The 18,064-nt window shown below is 73.8% G+C and carries 15 protein-coding genes; 10 read left to right on the plus strand and 5 right to left on the minus strand.

Annotated elements, in window-relative coordinates; all coding sequences use genetic code 11:
• Positions 1 to 35 precede the first annotated feature (35 nt).
• Positions 36 to 1,118 carry a prenyltransferase gene (locus GA0070621_RS08410; protein ID WP_091192892.1) on the plus strand — a complete coding sequence of 361 codons (1,083 nt, stop codon included), beginning with the start codon at positions 36 to 38 and terminating at the stop codon, positions 1,116 to 1,118.
• A 111-nt stretch (positions 1,119 to 1,229) separates the two neighbouring features.
• Here GA0070621_RS08410 and GA0070621_RS08415 read toward each other — a convergent pair whose 3' ends face one another.
• Positions 1,230 to 2,747 carry an APC family permease gene (locus GA0070621_RS08415; RefSeq protein WP_091192897.1) on the minus strand — a complete coding sequence of 506 codons (1,518 nt, stop codon included), beginning with the start codon at positions 2,745 to 2,747 and terminating at the stop codon, positions 1,230 to 1,232.
• Positions 2,748 to 2,941: 194 nt separating this feature from the next.
• On the opposite strand from GA0070621_RS08415, the gene GA0070621_RS08420 reads away from it, so the two are divergent.
• Positions 2,942 to 3,595 (plus strand): GOLPH3/VPS74 family protein, encoded by a 654-nt coding sequence (locus tag GA0070621_RS08420; protein ID WP_091192900.1) that lies wholly within the window; start codon positions 2,942 to 2,944, stop codon positions 3,593 to 3,595.
• A gap of 36 nt (positions 3,596 to 3,631) precedes the next feature.
• Here the strand turns inward: GA0070621_RS08420 and GA0070621_RS08425 are convergent, their stop codons facing one another.
• The 3 genes from GA0070621_RS08425 to GA0070621_RS08435 form a co-directional block, all read right to left on the minus strand.
• A complete protein-coding gene (locus GA0070621_RS08425; RefSeq protein WP_091192904.1) occupies positions 3,632 to 4,234 on the minus strand; it encodes a GNAT family N-acetyltransferase in 603 nt (200 codons plus the stop codon).
• Between the two features lie 159 nt (positions 4,235 to 4,393).
• Positions 4,394 to 5,425: a hypothetical protein gene (locus GA0070621_RS08430; RefSeq protein WP_157739895.1), complete on the minus strand. Its 1,032-nt coding sequence runs from the start codon at positions 5,423 to 5,425 to the stop codon at positions 4,394 to 4,396.
• Between the two features lie 32 nt (positions 5,426 to 5,457).
• Positions 5,458 to 6,435, minus strand: a complete 978-nt coding sequence (locus GA0070621_RS08435) for a helix-turn-helix domain-containing protein (protein WP_091192910.1) — start codon at positions 6,433 to 6,435, stop codon at positions 5,458 to 5,460.
• Between the two features lie 228 nt (positions 6,436 to 6,663).
• On the opposite strand from GA0070621_RS08435, the gene GA0070621_RS08440 reads away from it, so the two are divergent.
• Positions 6,664 to 7,623, plus strand: a complete 960-nt coding sequence (locus GA0070621_RS08440; protein ID WP_167666712.1) for an MBL fold metallo-hydrolase — start codon at positions 6,664 to 6,666, stop codon at positions 7,621 to 7,623.
• Positions 7,624 to 7,661: 38 nt separating this feature from the next.
• Here the strand turns inward: GA0070621_RS08440 and GA0070621_RS08445 are convergent, their stop codons facing one another.
• Positions 7,662 to 8,498, minus strand: a complete 837-nt coding sequence (locus tag GA0070621_RS08445) for an SAM-dependent methyltransferase (RefSeq protein WP_091202190.1) — start codon at positions 8,496 to 8,498, stop codon at positions 7,662 to 7,664.
• Between the two features lie 233 nt (positions 8,499 to 8,731).
• Here GA0070621_RS08445 and GA0070621_RS08450 point away from each other — a divergent pair, with 233 nt between their 5' ends.
• The 7 genes from GA0070621_RS08450 (at position 8,732) to ispH (ending at position 18,064) form a co-directional block, all read left to right on the plus strand.
• On the plus strand, positions 8,732 to 10,198 hold the full coding sequence (locus tag GA0070621_RS08450; protein WP_157739896.1) for an MFS transporter: 1,467 nt from the start codon (positions 8,732 to 8,734) through the stop codon (positions 10,196 to 10,198).
• A 272-nt stretch (positions 10,199 to 10,470) separates the two neighbouring features.
• Entirely contained in the window at positions 10,471 to 11,328 is an 858-nt protein-coding gene (gene hpnC / locus GA0070621_RS08455; protein WP_091192918.1) for a squalene synthase HpnC, read from the plus strand.
• Entirely contained in the window at positions 11,325 to 12,194 is an 870-nt protein-coding gene (gene hpnD / locus GA0070621_RS08460; protein ID WP_091192920.1) for a presqualene diphosphate synthase HpnD, read from the plus strand. Before hpnC ends, hpnD begins: the two co-directional genes overlap by 4 nt.
• Complete coding sequence (gene hpnE, locus GA0070621_RS08465; protein ID WP_091192922.1) at positions 12,191 to 13,558, plus strand: hydroxysqualene dehydroxylase HpnE; 1,368 nt, start codon at positions 12,191 to 12,193, stop codon at positions 13,556 to 13,558. Before hpnD ends, hpnE begins: the two co-directional genes overlap by 4 nt.
• Entirely contained in the window at positions 13,555 to 14,562 is a 1,008-nt protein-coding gene (locus GA0070621_RS08470) for a polyprenyl synthetase family protein (RefSeq protein WP_091192923.1), read from the plus strand. Before hpnE ends, GA0070621_RS08470 begins: the two co-directional genes overlap by 4 nt.
• Positions 14,562 to 16,514: a squalene--hopene cyclase gene (gene shc, locus GA0070621_RS08475; protein ID WP_091192926.1), complete on the plus strand. Its 1,953-nt coding sequence runs from the start codon at positions 14,562 to 14,564 to the stop codon at positions 16,512 to 16,514. The genes GA0070621_RS08470 and shc overlap by 1 nt, the downstream gene beginning before the upstream one ends.
• Positions 16,511 to 18,064, plus strand: coding sequence for a 4-hydroxy-3-methylbut-2-enyl diphosphate reductase (gene ispH / locus GA0070621_RS08480; RefSeq protein ID WP_167666714.1), 1,554 nt, complete (start codon positions 16,511 to 16,513; stop codon positions 18,062 to 18,064). The genes shc and ispH overlap by 4 nt, the downstream gene beginning before the upstream one ends.

Consider the following 18,064-nt stretch of genomic DNA (forward strand, 5'->3'; position numbering starts at 1 on the left):
GTCTGACTACCGGGAGGCGTCTGTCGGTGTCCGCGATGCTGGAACCTCGTCTGATTCCGGAACCTCGCCGTGCCGTGGCCGAGGCCACCTCGACGCGTGACCGCGCGCGCTGGCGGGCTCTGCTCCAGCTGGCCCGACTACGCTTCCTGCTCTACAACCTCCTGCCGGTGGGCCTCGCCGTGGCGGTGTCGGTCCATCAGGGTCACCCGCTCGACCTCACCTGGTACGCCGTCGCGCAACTCTTCGCGTGGACGGTCCATGTCATGACGCACTTCTGCAACGAGTACTTCGACCTGGAGGCCGACCGCGCGAACGTCTACTTCACGCCGTGGACCGGCGGCAGCCGGGCACTGGTCGACGGCATGGTCGCGCCCGTGGTGTCGCTCGGCGCGGGGTTCGTCCTGTTCGGCGTGTCGACGCTGATGGTGGCGGTCATGCCGTCCTGGCAGGCGCGCGTGCTCGCCGCCGCGGCCGTCGTGCTGGCCTGGTTCTACACCGCGCCGCCGGTGCGGCTGAACTATCGGGGCGCGGGCGAGCTGACGGTCGCCGCGATCCTCAACGGCCTGTGGCCCGCCGTCGCGGTGGTGCTCCAGGCGGGCACCGTGCCGTGGCTGCTGCTGGCCGTGCTGGCACCCACCGCCGTGCTCCAGGTGGCGCGGATGATGGTGATGAACCTGGGGGACCGCCGATCCGACGCCACGGTCGGCAAGCGCACGCTGCCGGTCATCTTCGGCTACCGGTCGGCGGTGCGCCTGATCGTCGCCGCGCAGCCCGTCGCGTACGGGATGCTCACCGCCTTCGCCCTGCTCGGCTGGGTGCCGTGGCTGGTGTGGGCGGCGATGGCCGCCACAGCGCCGCTGTCGGTGTGGCTCGTCGTCCGGCTCCGCGCCGGCGCGATGCGTGACCTCGATCCCCGGCGCATGACACCGGTGGTGTTCTGGGCCTCGAACCACGTCTCCCTGATCGTCGCGGCGGCCATGCTCGGCGTGATCCTGGACGCGGCCCGGGGTTCCGCCGGCACCGGGGCGCTGGCCGTGCTCGGCGCCGTCCTTGCCGGCTACGGGCTGCTGTTCGCGTACCGCCTGTGGTTGGCCCGCCGCGCCCCGGCCGGGGGATGACCGCGACCGGCCCGCGCACCGCGCTCGACCCGTTCGCGGGTCCTGGCCCGGCGCGACGGCCCGCCCGGCGATGCCGGGCGGGCCGTCGCGCGACAGGTCAGCGCGCAGCCGTCACCGCAGGCCGGCGTGAGCCCGCCGGTCGTGGGCCGGTTCCGGCGACGGGTGCAGGCCGGGCTCGTGCAGCCCGTCCTCGGCGACCCGCCCGATCCGGGCGTACGTCTCCGGGCGGCTCGACTTGAGGGCGAAGCCCCAGGCGAGGCCGATCACCCCGGCGAGCACCGGGAACGCCGGCAGCAGCCACCTGAGGTAGGTGGCGGTGTCGGGGTCGAGCAGCGCGTCGAAGTTGATCAGCAGCACCACCAGGACGGTGCTGAGCAGGATCGTGCCGAGCACCGGCGCGAGCACCCGCTGCCAGATGCTCTCCGGCCCCGGCCGGCCGTGGAAGAACCCGACCACGGCGGCGGAGGTCAGCGTCATCAGCAGCACCACCCCGACCGCCGCCGCGCCGGAGAGCCAGGTGAACAGGTCGATGATGGGGTCCCGACCCGACAGCGCGAAGGCCAGGAAGACGACCACCGCGAGCGCGCTCTGCACGAGCGAGCCGGCGAGCGGAGCGCCGCTGCGGGTCGAGGTCGCACCGAGGAAGCGGGGCAGGACCCGCTCCCGGCCCAGCGCGAAGAGATACCGGGCGACGCCGTTGTGGAAGGAGAGCAGCGCCGCCAGGACCGAGGTGATGAACAGGACGTTCGCGATGTCGGCGACGACCGAGCCGGCGTACTGGTCCAGCGCGCCGAAGATGACGCCCGGGCCGGCGTCCGCGGAGGCCTGGGCCGCGTTGTCCGGGCCGGTCAGGACGGTCAGCGCCCAGGCGGAGACGGCGTAGAACAGGCCGGTGAAGGCGACCGCGATGTAGGTGGCCCGGGCCACCGTCCGCCGGGGATCCTTGACCTCCTCGCTGTAGATGGCGCCGCTCTCGAAGCCGGTGAAGCAGGCGATCGTGAACGCCAGCACCGCGCCGAAGCCGGCGGTGAAGAGCTTGCTCGGATCGATGCCGGCGTAGCTGACCGCGTCGCCGGCCGGGTGGGTGAAGGAGACCGCGTCGAAGATCAGTACGACCACGCACTCAAGGCCGAGCAGGACCGCCAGGACGGTGGCGTTCAGGTCGATGCGGAGGATGCCGAGCAGGCCGACGAGCGCCCAGGCGAGCAGTGCCCAGACCCACCAGGCGAGGTCCAGCCCCGCCTTGGCGGCGAAGAACTCCTGGAGGATCGCGCCGATCAGGCCGTAGAGGCCGATCTGGATCGCGTTGTACGCCGCCAGGGCGACCGCCGACCCGGCTACGCCGCTGGCCCGGCCGAGACCGTTTGCGATGTAGGCGTAGAAGGCGCCGGCGTTGGCCACGTACCGGCTCATTGCGGCGTAGCCGGTGGCGAACACCGCCAGCACCGCGGCGAGCAGCACGTATCCGAGCGCGGCGCCGACGTTGCCGCTGACGGCGAACATCGTGGTGACGCCGCCGCCGAGGACGGTCAACGGGGCCGAGGCGGCGACGGTGAAGAAAACAAGGTGCGCTGTGCCGAGACGACCGCGGCGCAGACCGCTATCAGAAAAGAACGAATCAGCCGACAAGACTTCTCCAGGGCAGTTGAGGGGGTTGGAGCCCGTGTTAGAAGAGCCGGGAGCAGAGTATTGGTGATCACGTATCGTCACAACCCCGCTTCGGTTGATAACCGGATACGCCGACCGTTGTCCGAATTGAACTGCGCGTGGTCATGCCGTACCGTGCCGTGTCGACGCTCAGGCCGGCTGTTGAGGATGGACTCATGACCTACCCCAGCGCACACCCGACGTACCGGCTCGCAGACGCGCTGTTTCTCATCGGTCATGACGAGTTCTCCGGTAAACCGCACGGAGCCGCCGATCGGCTCGACTGTGGCCTCGCCGGTGCCGCTCTCGCCGAGTTGATGTTCGAGCGTCGGATTGCCGTGGAGGACGGCAGGATGGCGGCGATCGATGGACGGTTGTGGCAGGAGCCGCTGACCGATCTGCTGGCCACCGAGATCATGCGACGCGAGGGAGCGCACCCGATCCGGCTGTGGATACGGTATCTGCGCGATCACCTCAACATCTGCGAGCGGGTCGGCACCCGGTTGGCGACCGCCGGGGTGGTGCGCCGGGAGCAGGGGCGGCTGCTCGGCCGGTCCGTCCGCTGGCCGGCGGTCGACCCCAACCAGGCGGCCTCACCACGGGTTCGGCTGACCGCGATGATGATGCGTCAGAACGCCGCCGACCTCGATGTGGAATCGTTGCTGCTCGCCGCGCTCATCGAGGCGGTGGGTCTGGGCCCCAACGTCTTCGACGCGCAGGTGACCGCGCGGATGCGGGAGTGCGGAAAGCTTCTTCCGCCGCCGCTGCACAGCCTTCTCGGCGCCGTCGTCGCCGCGCTCGACGCGACCACCGTCAGCGTACGGCGCTGACGTGCCCGCCCCGCCCGGGCGGGGCAGGCACGCTGGTCAGGCGGGGTTGCGCCACATCGGGTAGAGGCTCGGGCCGTCGGGCAGGTCCAGGGTGGACGAACCGGACGCGAAGCCGTGCCGGGCGTAGAGCGCCGCGTTGCGCGGCGAACTCGCCTCGAGGTAGGCCGCCGAGCCGGCCTCGTCGAGCCGGGCGAGCTTGTGACGTAGCAGGGCGGATCCCACTCCCTGGCTGTGCCGGTCCGGGTGTACCGCGATGAACGGCAGGTACCAGTGCGGCTCGCTCGGGTGGTTGGCCGCCATCATCCCGTCGAGGACCGCGAACCGCTTGGTCGCGTCCGCCCCGACCGACGCCTCGAGGGTCTGCAACAGGTCCGGTCCCTCGTCGGCCTCGTCGTCGCCGTCGGCCGGCAGCCAGAGCGTGACGCCCGCGCCCTCGCCGGCCAGATAGACCTCACCCGCATCGAGTACGAGGTCGACGAACGCGCCGAAGAACGCCGGGTGCGCCTTCGCCCGGTGCTCCTCGTCCGGGAAGATCCATCCGCTGACCGGGTCCCGCATGAAGGCTTCCGCCATCACCGTCGCGACGAGCTGGGCGTCGGCGCTCGACGCCCGCCGGATGTCTCCCTGCCATTCAGCCACTGTCTTCCCCTGCCTGGCGTTGTCGGGTCAACTGTTGAGCGCGCAGTACGCTACCAGTCACCGCGGGGCGACGTGCCCGCCGAAGGTCCGCACCGGATGCTCCGAAGGACCACCGTGGAGGGACCGCGTGATATGCCCACCGCTTTCCCCGTCGCCCGACTAACCGCAGGTGCCGCCGACGGTGAACCAGCAGGCGGTGTGCGGGGAGGTCTTGAAGAAGCGGAGCAGCATGCTGGCCACCTTCTGTCGTCCTGACATCGCCGGATGCGTCCCGTCGGTGCCGAAGTCCGACCGTTGCCAGGTGAGCCCGTCGGAGCGGGGCTGGAGACCGTCGGCCCAGAGGTACGGCCCCCAGGCCGCCCACGGCGCGGTGCCGTTGTAGTCCAGGTTGCCGGCCCGAGGGTCGATGCCGCCGCCCGACATCTGGGTGACCTGGGCCTGGATCACCCACTTGACGCCGAAGCCGGTCTCGTAGGCGTACGGCTCGGGGTTGAGGCTGGTGGTGGCGTAACCGCCGTAGATCCGGCTGGAGAAGAAGACCTGCTGCAGGTTGGGGTAGCGCTTGCGCAGCGCGCGGAGGATGTTGCCCTGCTGCGTCACGAGCTGGTACGCGTCGGCGTTGGCCGCGGGCAGGGACACCGACGGTTGGGCGTTGGCGACCTTGACCCAGGCGATCTGCACCTGTCGCTCGGTCAGGCCGAGGGGCGCCAGCCGGGTGTCCCGGACCCGGTCGTAGTTGGCGTCGGTGGGCGCGTCCCAGGTGCCCGCGGTCTGGCCTCCGGCGGCGCCGTCGACGATGACGAGCTTGTCGTGGTTGACCTGTGGGTCCGCGGCGGCCTGGCCGATGAAGGAGTACGGCGCACACGGCCCGCCGGTGTCCGCCGAGCAGAACTCCTGGGTGGTGTTGGACATGCCGATGGAGAGCAGGACGTACCTGCCGCCGGCGCTCGGGGTGCCGGCGCTGTCGAGCGGGCGTACGCGTAGGGCCCGGGTGACTCCGGCCGTGCGGTGGGTGTCGGGCATGGTGTTCCGGCCGGCCGGATACAGCCCGCCCTGGAAGCCGAGGTAGCTGCCGCTGCCCAGGTCGTTGAGGGGGAGAACGGTTGCGGCGACCGCGTCGGGCAGGCCGACGACGGTGGTCGCCGCGACGGCGGTCAGCATCGCGAGGAACCCGCGAACATTGACAATCATGAACAGAACCTAGAAGTCGATAGTGATGAAGGTCAATGGCTCCGAGTGTCCTGACGGGAGCGGAACGCCGTGCGGTACGCCTGGGGCGAGATGCCGAGTTCGCGGCGGAAGCTGTGCCGCAGGTTGCCGGCCGAGCCGATGCCGGTCCGGGCTGCGATCTGTTCGACCGACTCGTCACCGGTTTCGAGCAGCCGTTGCGCGGCGAGGATCCGCTCCCGCACCAGCCAGCGGTGCGGGCTCATCCCGGTGAGGCGTTGAAAGCGCCTGGCCAGGGTACGCGGGCTCATGTGCACCCGGGCTGCCAGCGAGTGCAGCGACCACCGTTGCGCCAGGTGCTGGCGCATCCAGTCGAGCAGGTCCGGCAGCGGGTCACCCGGATCGGGGCTGAGCGGCGAGTCGACGAACTGAGCCTGGCCCCCGCTGCGGTAGCCGGCCAGCACCAGCCGTCGGGCCAGGGCGGCGGCGGCGTCCGCGCCGAAGTCTCCGCGTACGACGTGCAGCGCGAGATCCATCCCCGCCGACATCCCCGCGGAGGTGAGCACGCGGCGGTCGTCGACGAACAGGGCACGCGGGTCCACGGTCGCGCCCGGGAACAGCGTGGCGAGCAGCGGGGCCATCGCCCAGTGCGTCGTGACCCGCCGCCGATCGAGCAGGCCGGCGTGCCCGAGCACGAACGCCCCGGTGCAGATCGACATGATCCGCGCGCCACGTTCGTGTGCCCGGCGCAGGGTCGTCAGCAGCGCCCGAGGCGGGCTCTCCCGCTCCCTCGTCCACCCCGGCACCACCAGCAGATCGGCGCGTTCCGCGTCGTCGAGCCCGTACGCCGCCCGTACGGTGACCCCACCGTCGAGGTCGACCGGACCCGGCACCAGCCCGCACGTCCGGGTCCGGTACCACGAGCCGAACCGGTCGGAGTAGTCCACGCCGAAGATCTCGTTGACGGTCACGTAGTCGAAGCTGCCCGCGCCGGCGTAGGCCAGCACGGCCACCCCGGGTCCGTCCAGCGGCATCCGGCGACCTCCTCCGCCTCACGCGGCCGCCCGCCGGGCGGCAGGGACCGGGTTCGTGGCATCGATCCTAGGAACCGGAGCAGGTCGGACCGGCGGTGAGATCCGGCCACGTATCGGCAGGATCAGGTCGGTGCCGCGCCACGGCCGCCCCGGCGTACCCGTTCCGGTTCTAGCGTCGGTGCCTGACGCGCCGGGTGCGTCGCCCGGACCGGACGAGAGGTGGCTACCGTGAACGAGACTTCCCCCGCGGTACGGCGACGGACCTTCCTGCTCGCCGCCACGGCGTTGACGGTCGCCGGCGCCGGCGCCGGCGACCCGGCGAGCGCCGACCCGTCCGGCAGGAAGGAGCGGCCGGCGGTGGCGGCACGATCGGTCGGCGCGTTCGAGGTGATCCCGCTGCTCGACGCGGCGGGGCCGTTCTTCCTCGACCGGCAGGTGGCCTTTCCCCAGGCCACCCCGCACGCCTGGGACCTCGCCCGGGGCGTCGACCCCGGCGCGTTCGGCCCCGGGGAGACCTGGCGGCTCGACTTCCGCTGTTACGCGATCCGCGGGCCACGGGGCCGGCTGACGCTGGTCGACACCGGGGTGGGGCCCGACGGCAGTCCGGCCGGAGGCTGGGCGCCGACGCCGGGCCGGCTGCCGTCCGAGCTGGAGCGCGCCGGAATCGACCCCGTGGACGTCGACGTGGTGGTGCTGACCCACCTGCACGAGGACCATTTCGGCTGGTCCGTCGGGCTGGACGGGAGGCCGATGTTCCCCAACGCCCGCTACGTGGTCCAGCGGAGCGAGGTGGCCGCACTCCCGGACGGTGACGCGGCCCGGGCGTACGTCGTCGACCCGCTGCGCGTGACCGGCCAGCTCGACGAGGTCGACGGCGCCACCCGCCTCGCCACCGCCCCTGGCCGGTCGGGCGGATCGATCCGCGTCATCCCCACCCCGGGCCACACGCCGGGTCACCAGTCGGTCGTCGTCGACCACGGCCGCGAGCAGGTGATCGTTACCGGTGACGTGCTGGTGCACGCGGTCCAACTCGTCGATCCGGGGGTGGCCTACCGGTACGAGGCCGACCCCGACGTCGCCCGTCGGACCCGTCAGCGGCTGCTCGCCGAAGCCAGGGCCCGTCGCACCGTGCTGGCCACCGCGCATCTGACCCAACCCTGGACCGAGGTGGCGACGGAGCCGCGGTGACGGCCGGCCGGTCCGACGGGTGGGAGGACGGCCCGGGCTCAGGGCTTGCGCGCGACCGCCGCGTACATGGACGCCTGCGCGACCGACGTCCGGTGCTCCGGCGGCACGTCGGGACGCCACTCGGTGACGGGGGTGATGCCCGGCGAGACGAGTTCCAGGCCGTCGAAGAACGCGGCGAACTCGTCCCTGGTCCGGAAGGCCATGTCGATCATGCTGGTCGTGGTGACCGGCGCGGCGGTGGCGGCGACCTCGCGCGGCACCAGGTCGGTGGTGGCGTGCGAGATCACCACATGGCTGCCCGACGGCAGGGCCTCGACCAGTCGGCGGGTGATCCCGTACGGGTCGTCGGCGTCGGTCAGGAAGTGCAGGATCGCCACGAGCATCAACCCGACCGGCCGGTCCAGGTCGATGGTGGCGCGGACGTCGGGGTGACCCAGGATCCGCTCCGGGTCGCGCAGGTCCGCGTCGACGTACGCGGTGGCGCCCTGCGGCGCGCTGGTCAGCAGGGCGCGCGCGTGCGCGAGCACGATGGGGTCGTTGTCGACGTACGCGACCCGCGAGCCGGGGGCGATCTCCTGGGCGACCTCGTGCATGTTCGGGCTGGTGGGGATGCCCGTCCCGATGTCGAGGAACTGCCGGAGGCCGGCCGTGGCGGCCAGGTAGCGGGTGGCCCGCCGCATGAACCGGCGGTTCTCGATCACGGTGGTCCGGATCGCCGGGTACGCGGCGGCCACGGCGTCGCCGGAGCGTCGGTCCGCCGCGAAGTTGTCCTTGCCGCCGAGCCAGTAGTCGTAGCGGCGGGCCGGGTGCGGGACGGACGGGTCGATCCGTGTCGACGGCGGCTGCTCCGGCCCTGGTCGTACCCCCGACGTCATGTCCGCCACCGTGACCTCCCCGTCCATAGTGGGCATCCACCTGGATCCTAACCGGCGGGCCCGTCACCGGGGATCCCTCCCACGGCTCGCCACCCGCGCGGTCGGTCCCCCGGCTGCGGCAGATGGCCTGGCCCCGGTCGGCATCACCGATTGCGACGTGGACGGCGCACCGGTGCGGCAGAGTCGGAGAACGGGGCGCCGACCGGTGTCCGAGAACGGCGGGTCGAACGGCGATGGCCAGGTCGGACGGGGCGGGCCGGGACGGCAACGAGCGTGGTGGCGCGCGGCCGGCCGGCCGGCTGTCGCTCGGGCCGGGGGTGTTCCGTCCCGTGATCCTGCTCGCCATGGTGCTGTCGCTGAACGGCGCGGACGTCGGAACGATCGGTGCGGCGGCGATGCAGTTGGAGGCGGGGCTGGGCATCGACCACGCCCGGCTCGGCCTGCTGGCCACGGCGTCATCGGGCGTGGGTGTGCTCGCGTGCGTGCCGCTGGGGGTGCTCGCCGACCGGACCAACCGGGTACGCCTGCTCGTGATCACCGTCGCGCTGTGGGCGCTGGCCATGGTCGCCGGCGGGCTGGCGCCCAACTACTGGTGGCTGCTCGCGTCCCGGCTGCTGCTCGGTGCCGCGGTGGCCGCGTCCGGCCCGGTGGTGGTCTCCCTGACCGGGGATCTCATCCCACCCGCCGAGCGCGCGACGGTCCTCGGCTGGATTCTCACCGGCGAGATCCTGGGTGCCGGGTTCGGCCTGCTGGCCGGCGGCGAGATCGCCGCGACGATCTCCTGGCGGGCCGCGTTCTTCCTGCTCGGGGCGGTCAGCGCGGGGCTGGCGGTGGCGCTGTGGCGGCTGCTGCCCGAGCCCGCCCGGGGCGGTGCGAGCTGGCCGTCCCCGCAGCGGGGCGGAGCCGAACCGGGACAGCCGAGCCCGGGGCGACCGGCCGCCGACCGCGCGTGGGCGGTGGTGTCCACCCAGGGCATCGAGCCGGTCCGCGGCCGGGTGCTACGGGAGGACCCGAACCAGTGGTCGATCCCGCGGGCCGCGGTCTACCTGTTGTCGATTCCCACCAACCGGCTGTTGATCGTGGCCTCGGCGACAGGATATTTCTTCTTCGCGGGTCTGCGCACCTTTGTCGTCATCTTCGCCGTACGGCACTTCGGCATCTCGCAGACCGAGTTCGGTGCTCCGCTGGTGGTGATCGGGGCGGCGGCGCTCGCCGGGGTGGTGTTCGCCGGCCGGCTAGCCGACCGCGCGCTGGCCCGGGGCCGGGTCAGCGTACGGGTGGTCGTGCCCGCGATCGGCTACGTCGCCGCCGCGATCTTCTTCGTTCCGGGGGTGTGGCTGTCCTCGTTGGTGATGGCGCTGCCGTTGATCGCGCTCGGTGCGGCCGCCCTGGCGGCGGCCAATCCACCGCTGGACGCGGCCCGGCTGGACATCGTGCCCGGCCAGTTGTGGGGCCGGGCGGAGAGTCTGCGGACGGTCCTGCGGCTCGTGGCCGAGGCGGGGGCCCCGGCCACCTTCGGGTGGCTGGCCGACCGGTTGGGCGGCGCGGCCGGGCAGGCCGACGCCGTCGGTCTGCGCGACACGTTTCTGATCATGCTCGTCCCGTTGCTGGCCAACGGGCTCCTCCTGTTTACCGTCCGGCGCGTCTACCCGGTCGACGTGGCGACGGCGGCCGCGTCCCAGCGCCCCGCCACGGCCTGAGCCGGGGCCACCCGAGCCCGGCCTCGGCTCAGGGCATTTGGCGGGATTCAGGGAATTGGCACCGATCTGCATGGTTAAGGTGAATTCAAGCTGGCTTCGGGGGTCGGTGTTTCCCCGGCGCCACCCGCGCCGCCGATCACCAGGAGCGGTACCGCACCGACCGCTCCAGCCCGCATCGGGCGGTACGCCCCACGACAGCGGCGGCGTCCGCACCGGGGCTGCCCGGACGAGCAGACACCGTCGGCCCCGTGCCCGGCCAGGAAGGAATAGTGATGAGCCAACGCACGGCCGTCGCGGCGGTTCGCCGGGTCGAGCAGGCCCGGTCGCGGGAGAACTTCCCGGTCGCGTTGCGCGTCCTGCCCGGCCGTTACCGCCGGCATCTGCTCGCGGTCTACGCCTACGCCCGCCAGGTCGACGATCTCGGGGACGAGCCCCTGCCAGACCCGACCGACCGGCTCGCCGCCCTCGACCACATCGAGGCCGAGCTGCGGTCCCTCTACGCCGACCGCGAGGTGACCCACCCGGTGGTGCGTGCCCTCGCCCCCACGGTGGCCGAGTGCCGGCTGCCCCTCGGCGCGCTGGTCCGGCTGATCGAGGCGAACCGGGTCGACCAGCGGGTGACCCGGTACGCCACCTTCGACGAGCTGGTCGGGTACTGCACCCTGTCGGCCAACCCGGTCGGCGAGCTGGTCCTGCACGTCTTCGGGCAGGTGGGACCGGACAGGGTCGCGCTGTCCGACCGGGTCTGCACGGCGTTGCAGCTCGTCGAACACCTGCAGGACGTGGCCGAGGACCACCAGCGTGGCCGGATCTACCTGCCGGCGGAGGACATGGACCGGTTCGACGTCACCGAGGCCGACCTCGCCCGTCCCACGGCCAGCCGCCGGCTCCGCGACCTGATCGAGTTCGAGGCGGAGCGGGCCCGGGCGTGGCTCGACGCCGGAGCCCCGCTCGTGGCGGCCCTGCACGGCTGGGCCCGGCTCGCGGTGAGCGGCTACCTGGCCGGCGGCCGGGCGACCCTCGACGCGCTGGCGGCGGCCGGTTACGACCCGCTGCCGACCACTGTCCGCCCCCGGGGCCGGCGCGTCCTGCACCGCTGGCTGGCCGCCACCGTGAGGAGCGCCGGATGACCACGATCTGCGACGTCGACAGGGCCTACCGGCGCTGCGAGCAGATCACCCGCAGCCAGGCCGCCAACTTCGCGTACGGGATCCGGCTGCTGCCGCCGGTGAAACGCCGCGCCCTGTCGGCCATCTACGCCACCGCCCGGCGCATCGACGACATCGGTGACGGCACCCTGCCGCCGGACGAGAAGCTGGACCACCTGGCACGGATTCGGGCGGCGCTGCACCGGCTGCCCGGCAACGACGACGGCGACCCGGTGCTCACCGCGCTCGCGGACGCCGCGGTCCGGATGCCGATCCCGCTGGCGGCCTTCGACGAGCTGATCGACGGGTGTGCCGCCGACGTGACCGGCCGCACGTACGACACCTTCGACGACCTGCGCTGGTACTGCCGCTGCGTGGCCGGCTCGATCGGCCGGCTCTCGCTCGGGGTGTTCGGCGCCACCGACCCGGGCCGGGCCGAACCGCTGGCCGACGCCCTGGGCGTGGCGCTGCAACTGACCAACATCCTGCGCGACCTGGTCGAGGACCGGGTGAACGGGCGGATCTACCTGCCGGCCGAGGATCTGGACCGGTTCGGCTGCACCCTGCGGCTGGACGACGGCCGGTTCGCCGACCCGCCCGAGCGGCTGGCCGAACTCGTCCGCTTCCAGGCGCGCCGGGCCGCCGAGTGGTACGACCTCGGGCTGCGGCTGCTGCCCCTGCTGGACCGGCGCAGCGCGGCCTGCACCGCGGCGATGGCCGGCATCTACCGCCGGCTGCTCGCCCGGATCGCGGCGGACCCGCTGGCGGTCACCCGCAGCCGGGTGTCGCTGCCCGGCCGGGAGAAGGCGTGGGTGGCCGCACGCGCGCTCGTCGGACGTTCCGCATGACCGCCGCACGGGTGCCGGGCGGCGCCGGCAGCGTGTGCGTGATCGGGGGCGGCCTGGCCGGCATCGCCGCGGCGGTCCGGCTCGCCGACCAGGGACTGCCGGTGACGCTGCTGGAGAGCCGACCCGAACTCGGGGGAGCCACCTACTCCTTCCGCCGCGACGGGCTGACCGTGGACACCGGCCAGCACGTCTTCCTCCGGTGCTACCACGCCTACCGGGGGCTGCTCGACCGGCTCGGCGTCACCGACGACGCCGACGTGCAACCACGGTTCGCGGTGCCGGTGCTGCTTCCGGGGCGGGCACCGCACCTGCTGGCCCGCCGCCGGCTGCCGGCGCCGGCACACCTGCTGCCCGGGCTGGCCGGCTACCGGCTGCTCGGCCCCGCGGAGCGGCTCGCCGCCGTGCGGGCCGCCGCCGCGCTCCGGCACGTCGACCCCGACCTGCCGGAGACCGACGCGCGCAGCTTCGGCGACTGGCTCACCGAGCACGGTCAGAGCGAGCGGGCGGTGCGTCGACTCTGGGACCTGGTAACCGTGGCCGCGCTGAACCTGCCCAGCGCCCACGCGTCGCTGGCCCTGGCCGCCCGGGTGTTCCGCACCGGACTGCTCGACAGCGCCGACGCCGGCGACATCGGCCGCCCGCTGGTCCCGCTGACCGACCTGCACGCCGTCCCCGCCCGGCGGCTGCTGCACGAGCTCGGCGCCCGGGTGCACACCCGGTCCCGGGTCCGGTGGATCCACCCGGAATCCGCCGGCTTCCGTGTCGGCCTCAGCGACGGCGAGATCGCCGCGGACGCGGTCGTGCTGGCCGTGCCACACCCGGTCGCGGCCGCGCTGGTCCCGCCGGCCGCCGCGCCCGGCGCCGGCGACTGGCACCGGCTCGGCGCGGCGCCGATCGTCAACGTGCACCTGCGCTACGCGCACCGGGTCACCGAGCTGACCATGGCCGCCGCCGTGGAGTCCCCGGCACAGTGGATCTTCACCCGGCCCTTGCCGGACGACGCGCAGCAGGTGGTGGTGTCCCTGTCAGCCGCCGACACCGAGATCGACCGACCCGCCGCCGAACTGGTGGCGGCCCAACGCGCGGCGCTCGCCGCGCTGTTTCCCGCCGCGCGGCACACCCCGGTACGCGACGCGTTCGTCACCCGGGAGCCGCGGGCCACCTTCCGGCAGGCACCCGGCACCCGGGCGTACCGGCCGGCCACGACGACCCGCCTACCCGGGCTGGTGCTGGCCGGCGCATGGACCGACACGGGCTGGCCGGACACGATGGAGGGCGCGGTGCGCAGCGGCCAGGAGGCCGCGGACGTCGTCGCCCGCCAGCTCGCGTCCCGGCCCCGACACCACACGGAGGCCGCACGATGACCATCGCGCACAGCCACAGCACCAGCCAGATCCACACCCACGTGGAACCGGCCATCCGGGTGCTGCTGGACCGGCTGGACCCGGGCAACCGGCTGGTCGCCGGCTACCAGATGGGCTACTGGAACGCCGACGGGTCACCAGCTGTCTGCCAGGGAAAGGGACTGCGTCCGGCGTTGGCCCTTCTGTCGGCCCAGGCGACCGGTGCCGAACCCGAGGCCGGCGTGCCGGCCGCCGCCGCGGTCGAGCTGACGCACAACTTCTCCCTGCTGCACGACGACGTGATGGACGGCGACACCGAGCGCCGCCACCGGCCCACCGCCTGGACCGTGTTCGGGGTCAGCTCGGCCATCCTCGCCGGGGACGCCCTGATCGGGCTGGCGTACGAGGCCCTCGCCGAGGTCCCCGGCGGCGTTCCGGCGGTGCGGCGGCTCGGCCTGGACGTGCGCGCCCTGATCCGTGGACAGGCCGCCGACCTGGCGTTCGAGCACCGCGACGACGTCACCCTCGACGAGTGCCTGACCATGGCCGGTGACAAGACCGCCGCCCTGCTGTCCGGCTCGTGCACGCTCGGTGCACTGCTCTGCGGCGGCCCCGCCGGGCTGGTCGACGGGCTGTCCCGGTTCGGCCTGCACCTCGGGCTCGCCTTCCAGCTCGTCGACGACCTGCTCGGCATCTGGGGCGACCCGCGGCGCACCGGCAAGCCGGTCGGCTCCGACCTGCGCGCCCGCAAGCGCACCATCCCGGTCGTCCGGGCGGTGACCGACGGCGGCCGGGCCGGCCGGACGCTGGCCGAGCTGTACCGGTCGCCGGCGCCGCTGGCCGACGACGACGTGGCCCGCGCGACCGCGCTGATCGAGGCGACCGGGGCGCGCGAGTGGACGCGGCAGCGGGCGGCGCGGGAGACCGAGCTGGCCCGTTCGGAACTGGCCGCCCTGGACCTGCCCGACCACGTACGCCGCGAACTCGCCGACATCACCACCTTCATCACCGGACGGGATCACTGATGACCGAACTGCTCTCGCCGAAGCCCACCGGGTCAGTCGTCGCCGCCCCGCCGGTGGGCGAAGCGCCGGCCGACGCCGCCCGGGAAGCCCTGCGCCGCGCCCGCGAGCACCTGCTCGGGTTGCAGGACGAAGCCGGCTGGTGGAAGGGCGACCTGGCCACCAACGTCACGATGGACGCCGAGGACCTCCTGCTGCGGCAGTTCCTCGGCATCCGCACCGCGGAGCAGACCGCCGAGTCGGCCCGGTGGATCCGTTCCCAGCAGCGACCGGACGGCTCCTGGGCCCTCTTCCACGGCGGCCCGGGAGACCTGTCCACCACGATCGAGGCGTACCTCGCGCTGCGGCTGGCCAATGACCGGCCCGACGCGCCGCACATGGCGAGCGCGGCCGCGTTCGTCCGTGAGCACGGCGGGTTGGCCGCCAGCCGCGTCTTCACCCGCTTCTGGCTGGCCCTGTTCGGCCACTGGCCCTGGTCCCGGCTGCCCGCCGTGCCGCCCGAGCTGGTGCTGCTGCCGCCCTGGATGCCGTTCAACATCTACGACTTCGCCTGCTGGGCCCGGCAGACCATCGTCCCGCTGTCCATCGTCCGCGCGCTGCGCCCGGTGCGGGACCTCGGCTTCACCGTCCACGAACTGCACGTCGCCGCCGCGCCACCACGGCCACCCCGGCTGCTCTCCCGGCCGGGCGTGCTGCACCGCCTGGACCGGCTCGCCGCCGGCTACGAGCGGATCGCCCGTGGCCCGCTGCGCCGCAACGCGCTGCGCCGGGCCGCCGAGTGGATCGTGGCGCGCCAGGAGGCCGACGGATCGTGGGGCGGGATCCAGCCACCCTGGGTGTACTCGTTGATGGCGCTGCACCTGCTCGGCTACCCGCTGGACCACCCGGTGCTGCGCAGCGGCCTGGCCGGGCTGGACGGGTTCACGGTGCGCCAGCCGGGCCCGGACGGCCCGATGCGCTGGCTGGAGGCCTGCCAGTCACCGGTCTGGGACACCGCGCTCGCCGTCACCGCGCTCTCCGACGCCGGACTGCCGGCCGGGCATCCCGCCCTGAACCGGGCCGGTACCTGGCTGCTCAGCGAGGAGATCCGGGTCCGCGGCGACTGGGCGGTCCGCCGGCCGCACACCCCGGCCGGTGGCTGGGCCTTCGAGTTCGACAACGACGGGTACGCCGACACCGACGACACCGCCGAGGTGATCATGGCGTTGCGGCGTACCGACCTGCCGGCCGACGGGGCCGTGCTGCGGGCGACCCGGTGGCTGCTCGGCATGCAGTGCCGCGACGGCGGCTGGGCCGCCTTCGACGCCGACAACACCCGGGAGGTGCTCGGCGACCTCCCGTTCTGCGACTTCGGCGAGGTCATCGACCCGCCCAGCGCCGACGTGACCGCGCACATCGTCGAGGCGCTGGCGGCGGAGAACTTCGCCGACACGGTGCCGGTACGCCGGGGCGTGGCCTGGCTGCTGCGGACGCAGGAGCCGGACGGGTCCTGGTTCGGCCGCTGGGGGGCCAACCACGTCTACGGCACCGGGGCGGTGGTGCCGGCCCTGGTGGCCGCCGGCCTGCGGCCCGGGCACCCGGCGATCCGCCGGGCCGTCGACTGGCTGCTCTCGCACCAGAATCCCGACGGCGGGTGGGGCGAGGACCTGCGCTCGTACCGGGACCCGGCCTGGATCGGCTGCGGCGAGTCCACCGCGTCGCAGACCGCGTGGGCGCTGCTGGCGCTGCACGCCGCCGGTCACGGATCGGGGGAGGCGGCCACTCGCGGGGTGCGCTGGCTGGTCGACACCCAGCGCCCGGACGGCGGCTGGGACGAGCCGCAGTACACCGGTACCGGCTTCCCCGGCGACTTCTACATCAACTACGGCCTGTACCGGCTGGTCTTCCCGATCAGCGCTCTCGGCCGGATCCTGGACGCGCGCGCCACCGGCCTCGACGCCGAGGCACTGCCGTGACCGCACCGCTGGACGGTCCGCCCTGGACGCTGTACGCGCCGATGCGTCTGGAGGCCTCGGCGCTGCGGCGCGGGCTGGCCCACCACGCCTCGTCCGGGCGGCCGACGCTGCGCCGTACCGGCGTCGGGCCGCGGCGGGCCCGGGCGGTTGCCGCCCGGCGCCCGGCCGGGAGCGCCCCGGTCGCCGTCGCCGGGATTGGCGGCGGACTGGCCGCCGGGCTGGCGCCCGGCGACGTCGTGGTGGCCAGCGAGGTACGCGTGGACCCGTCGGCGCACGACGGCCCCGCACGGGTGGTGCTCCTGCCGGACGCTCCCCTCCTCGCCGCGGCCCTGCGCCGCCGCGGGTTGCGGGTGCACGTCGGGCCCGTGCTCAGCACCGACCGGCTGGTCGACGGCGCGGCCCGGGCCCGGCTGGCCGCGACCGGCGCGCTGGTGGCCGACTGCGAGTCGGCGTGGTTGCTGGCCGGACGCGGCGAGCGGCCCGCGGCCTGTGTCCGGGTGGTCGCCGACCCCGCGGCCGGGTCGCTGTACCGGCCGGCCACGCTCCGCCGGATCCGCACCGCGCTGGCCGTGTTGCCCGTCGTGGCGGCGGCGCTGTCCGAGTGGGCGGCGGCGAGCAGCCTGCGGCAGGTCGTGCTGGCCTCGCCCCGTTCGTTCTGCGCCGGGGTGGAGCGGGCCATCGCCGTGGTGGAGCAGGCGCTGCGCCAGCACGGCCCGCCGGTCTACGTCCGTAAGCAGATCGTGCACAACGCCCGGGTCGTGGCCGACCTGCGGGCCCGCGGGGCGGTCTTCGTGGACGAACTCGACGAGGTGCCGGACGGCGGCCTGACGGTCTTCTCCGCGCACGGGGTGGCGCCCGCGGTACGCCAGGCGGCGGCCGACCGGCGGCTGCCGGTGATCGACGCGACCTGCCCGCTGGTGGCGAAGGTGCACGCGGAGGCGCGCCGGTTCGCCGGCCGGGGCGACACCGTGCTGCTGATCGGGCACGCCGGCCACGAGGAGACCGACGGAACGCTCGGCGAGGCGCCCGGACGGATCCGCCTGGTGCCCGACCCGGCCGCGGCCGAGACGGTGCGGGTGGACGACCCGGATCGGGTGTCCTACCTGGTGCAGACCACCCTCGCGACCGACGAGGCGACCGGGGTCGCCGAGGCCCTGCGCCGCCGGTTCCCGGCGCTGACCGGGCCCGGCTCCGACGACATCTGCTACGCCACCACCAACCGGCAGCAGGCCGTCATCGAGGTCGCCGCCCAGGCCGACGTCGTCCTGGTCGTCGGCTCGGACAACTCCTCGAACTCCCGCCGACTGGTGGAGGTCGCCGAGCGGGCCGGCGCACGGGCGTACCTGGTCGAGGACGTGAGCCGGGTGGACCTGCGGTGGCTGGCCGAGGCCGCGACGGTCGGCGTCTCCGCCGGCGCCTCGGCGCCGCCCGCGTTGGTCGACGAGGTCGTCGCCGCGCTCACCGGGCTGGGGGCGAGGGAGGTGAGCGAGCACACCACGACCGTCGAGGACGTCGCTTTCACCCTGCCGAAGGAGGTACGTCAGCCGTGA

Source organism: Micromonospora narathiwatensis (genome assembly GCF_900089605.1).
GTDB lineage: Bacteria > Actinomycetota > Actinomycetes > Mycobacteriales > Micromonosporaceae > Micromonospora > Micromonospora narathiwatensis.

Bases quoted from the DNA above. Each gene is read 5' to 3' on its own strand.
- GA0070621_RS08430 (WP_157739895.1), bottom strand. From the start codon at position 5,425: ATGATTGTCAATGTTCGCGGGTTCCTCGCGATGCTGACCGCCGTCGCG.
- GA0070621_RS08435 (WP_091192910.1), bottom strand. From the start codon at position 6,435: ATGCCGCTGGACGGACCCGGGGTGGCCGTGCTGGCCTACGCCGGCGCG.
- GA0070621_RS08445 (WP_091202190.1), bottom strand. From the start codon at position 8,498: ATGACGTCGGGGGTACGACCAGGGCCGGAGCAGCCGCCGTCGACACGG.
- GA0070621_RS08410 (WP_091192892.1), top strand. From the start codon at position 36: ATGCTGGAACCTCGTCTGATTCCGGAACCTCGCCGTGCCGTGGCCGAG.
- GA0070621_RS08470 (WP_091192923.1), top strand. From the start codon at position 13,555: ATGACCATCGCGCACAGCCACAGCACCAGCCAGATCCACACCCACGTG.
- hpnD (WP_091192920.1), top strand. From the start codon at position 11,325: ATGACCACGATCTGCGACGTCGACAGGGCCTACCGGCGCTGCGAGCAG.
- GA0070621_RS08420 (WP_091192900.1), top strand. From the start codon at position 2,942: ATGACCTACCCCAGCGCACACCCGACGTACCGGCTCGCAGACGCGCTG.
- hpnE (WP_091192922.1), top strand. From the start codon at position 12,191: ATGACCGCCGCACGGGTGCCGGGCGGCGCCGGCAGCGTGTGCGTGATC.
- shc (WP_091192926.1), top strand. From the start codon at position 14,562: ATGACCGAACTGCTCTCGCCGAAGCCCACCGGGTCAGTCGTCGCCGCC.
- GA0070621_RS08450 (WP_157739896.1), top strand. From the start codon at position 8,732: ATGGCCAGGTCGGACGGGGCGGGCCGGGACGGCAACGAGCGTGGTGGC.
- hpnC (WP_091192918.1), top strand. From the start codon at position 10,471: ATGAGCCAACGCACGGCCGTCGCGGCGGTTCGCCGGGTCGAGCAGGCC.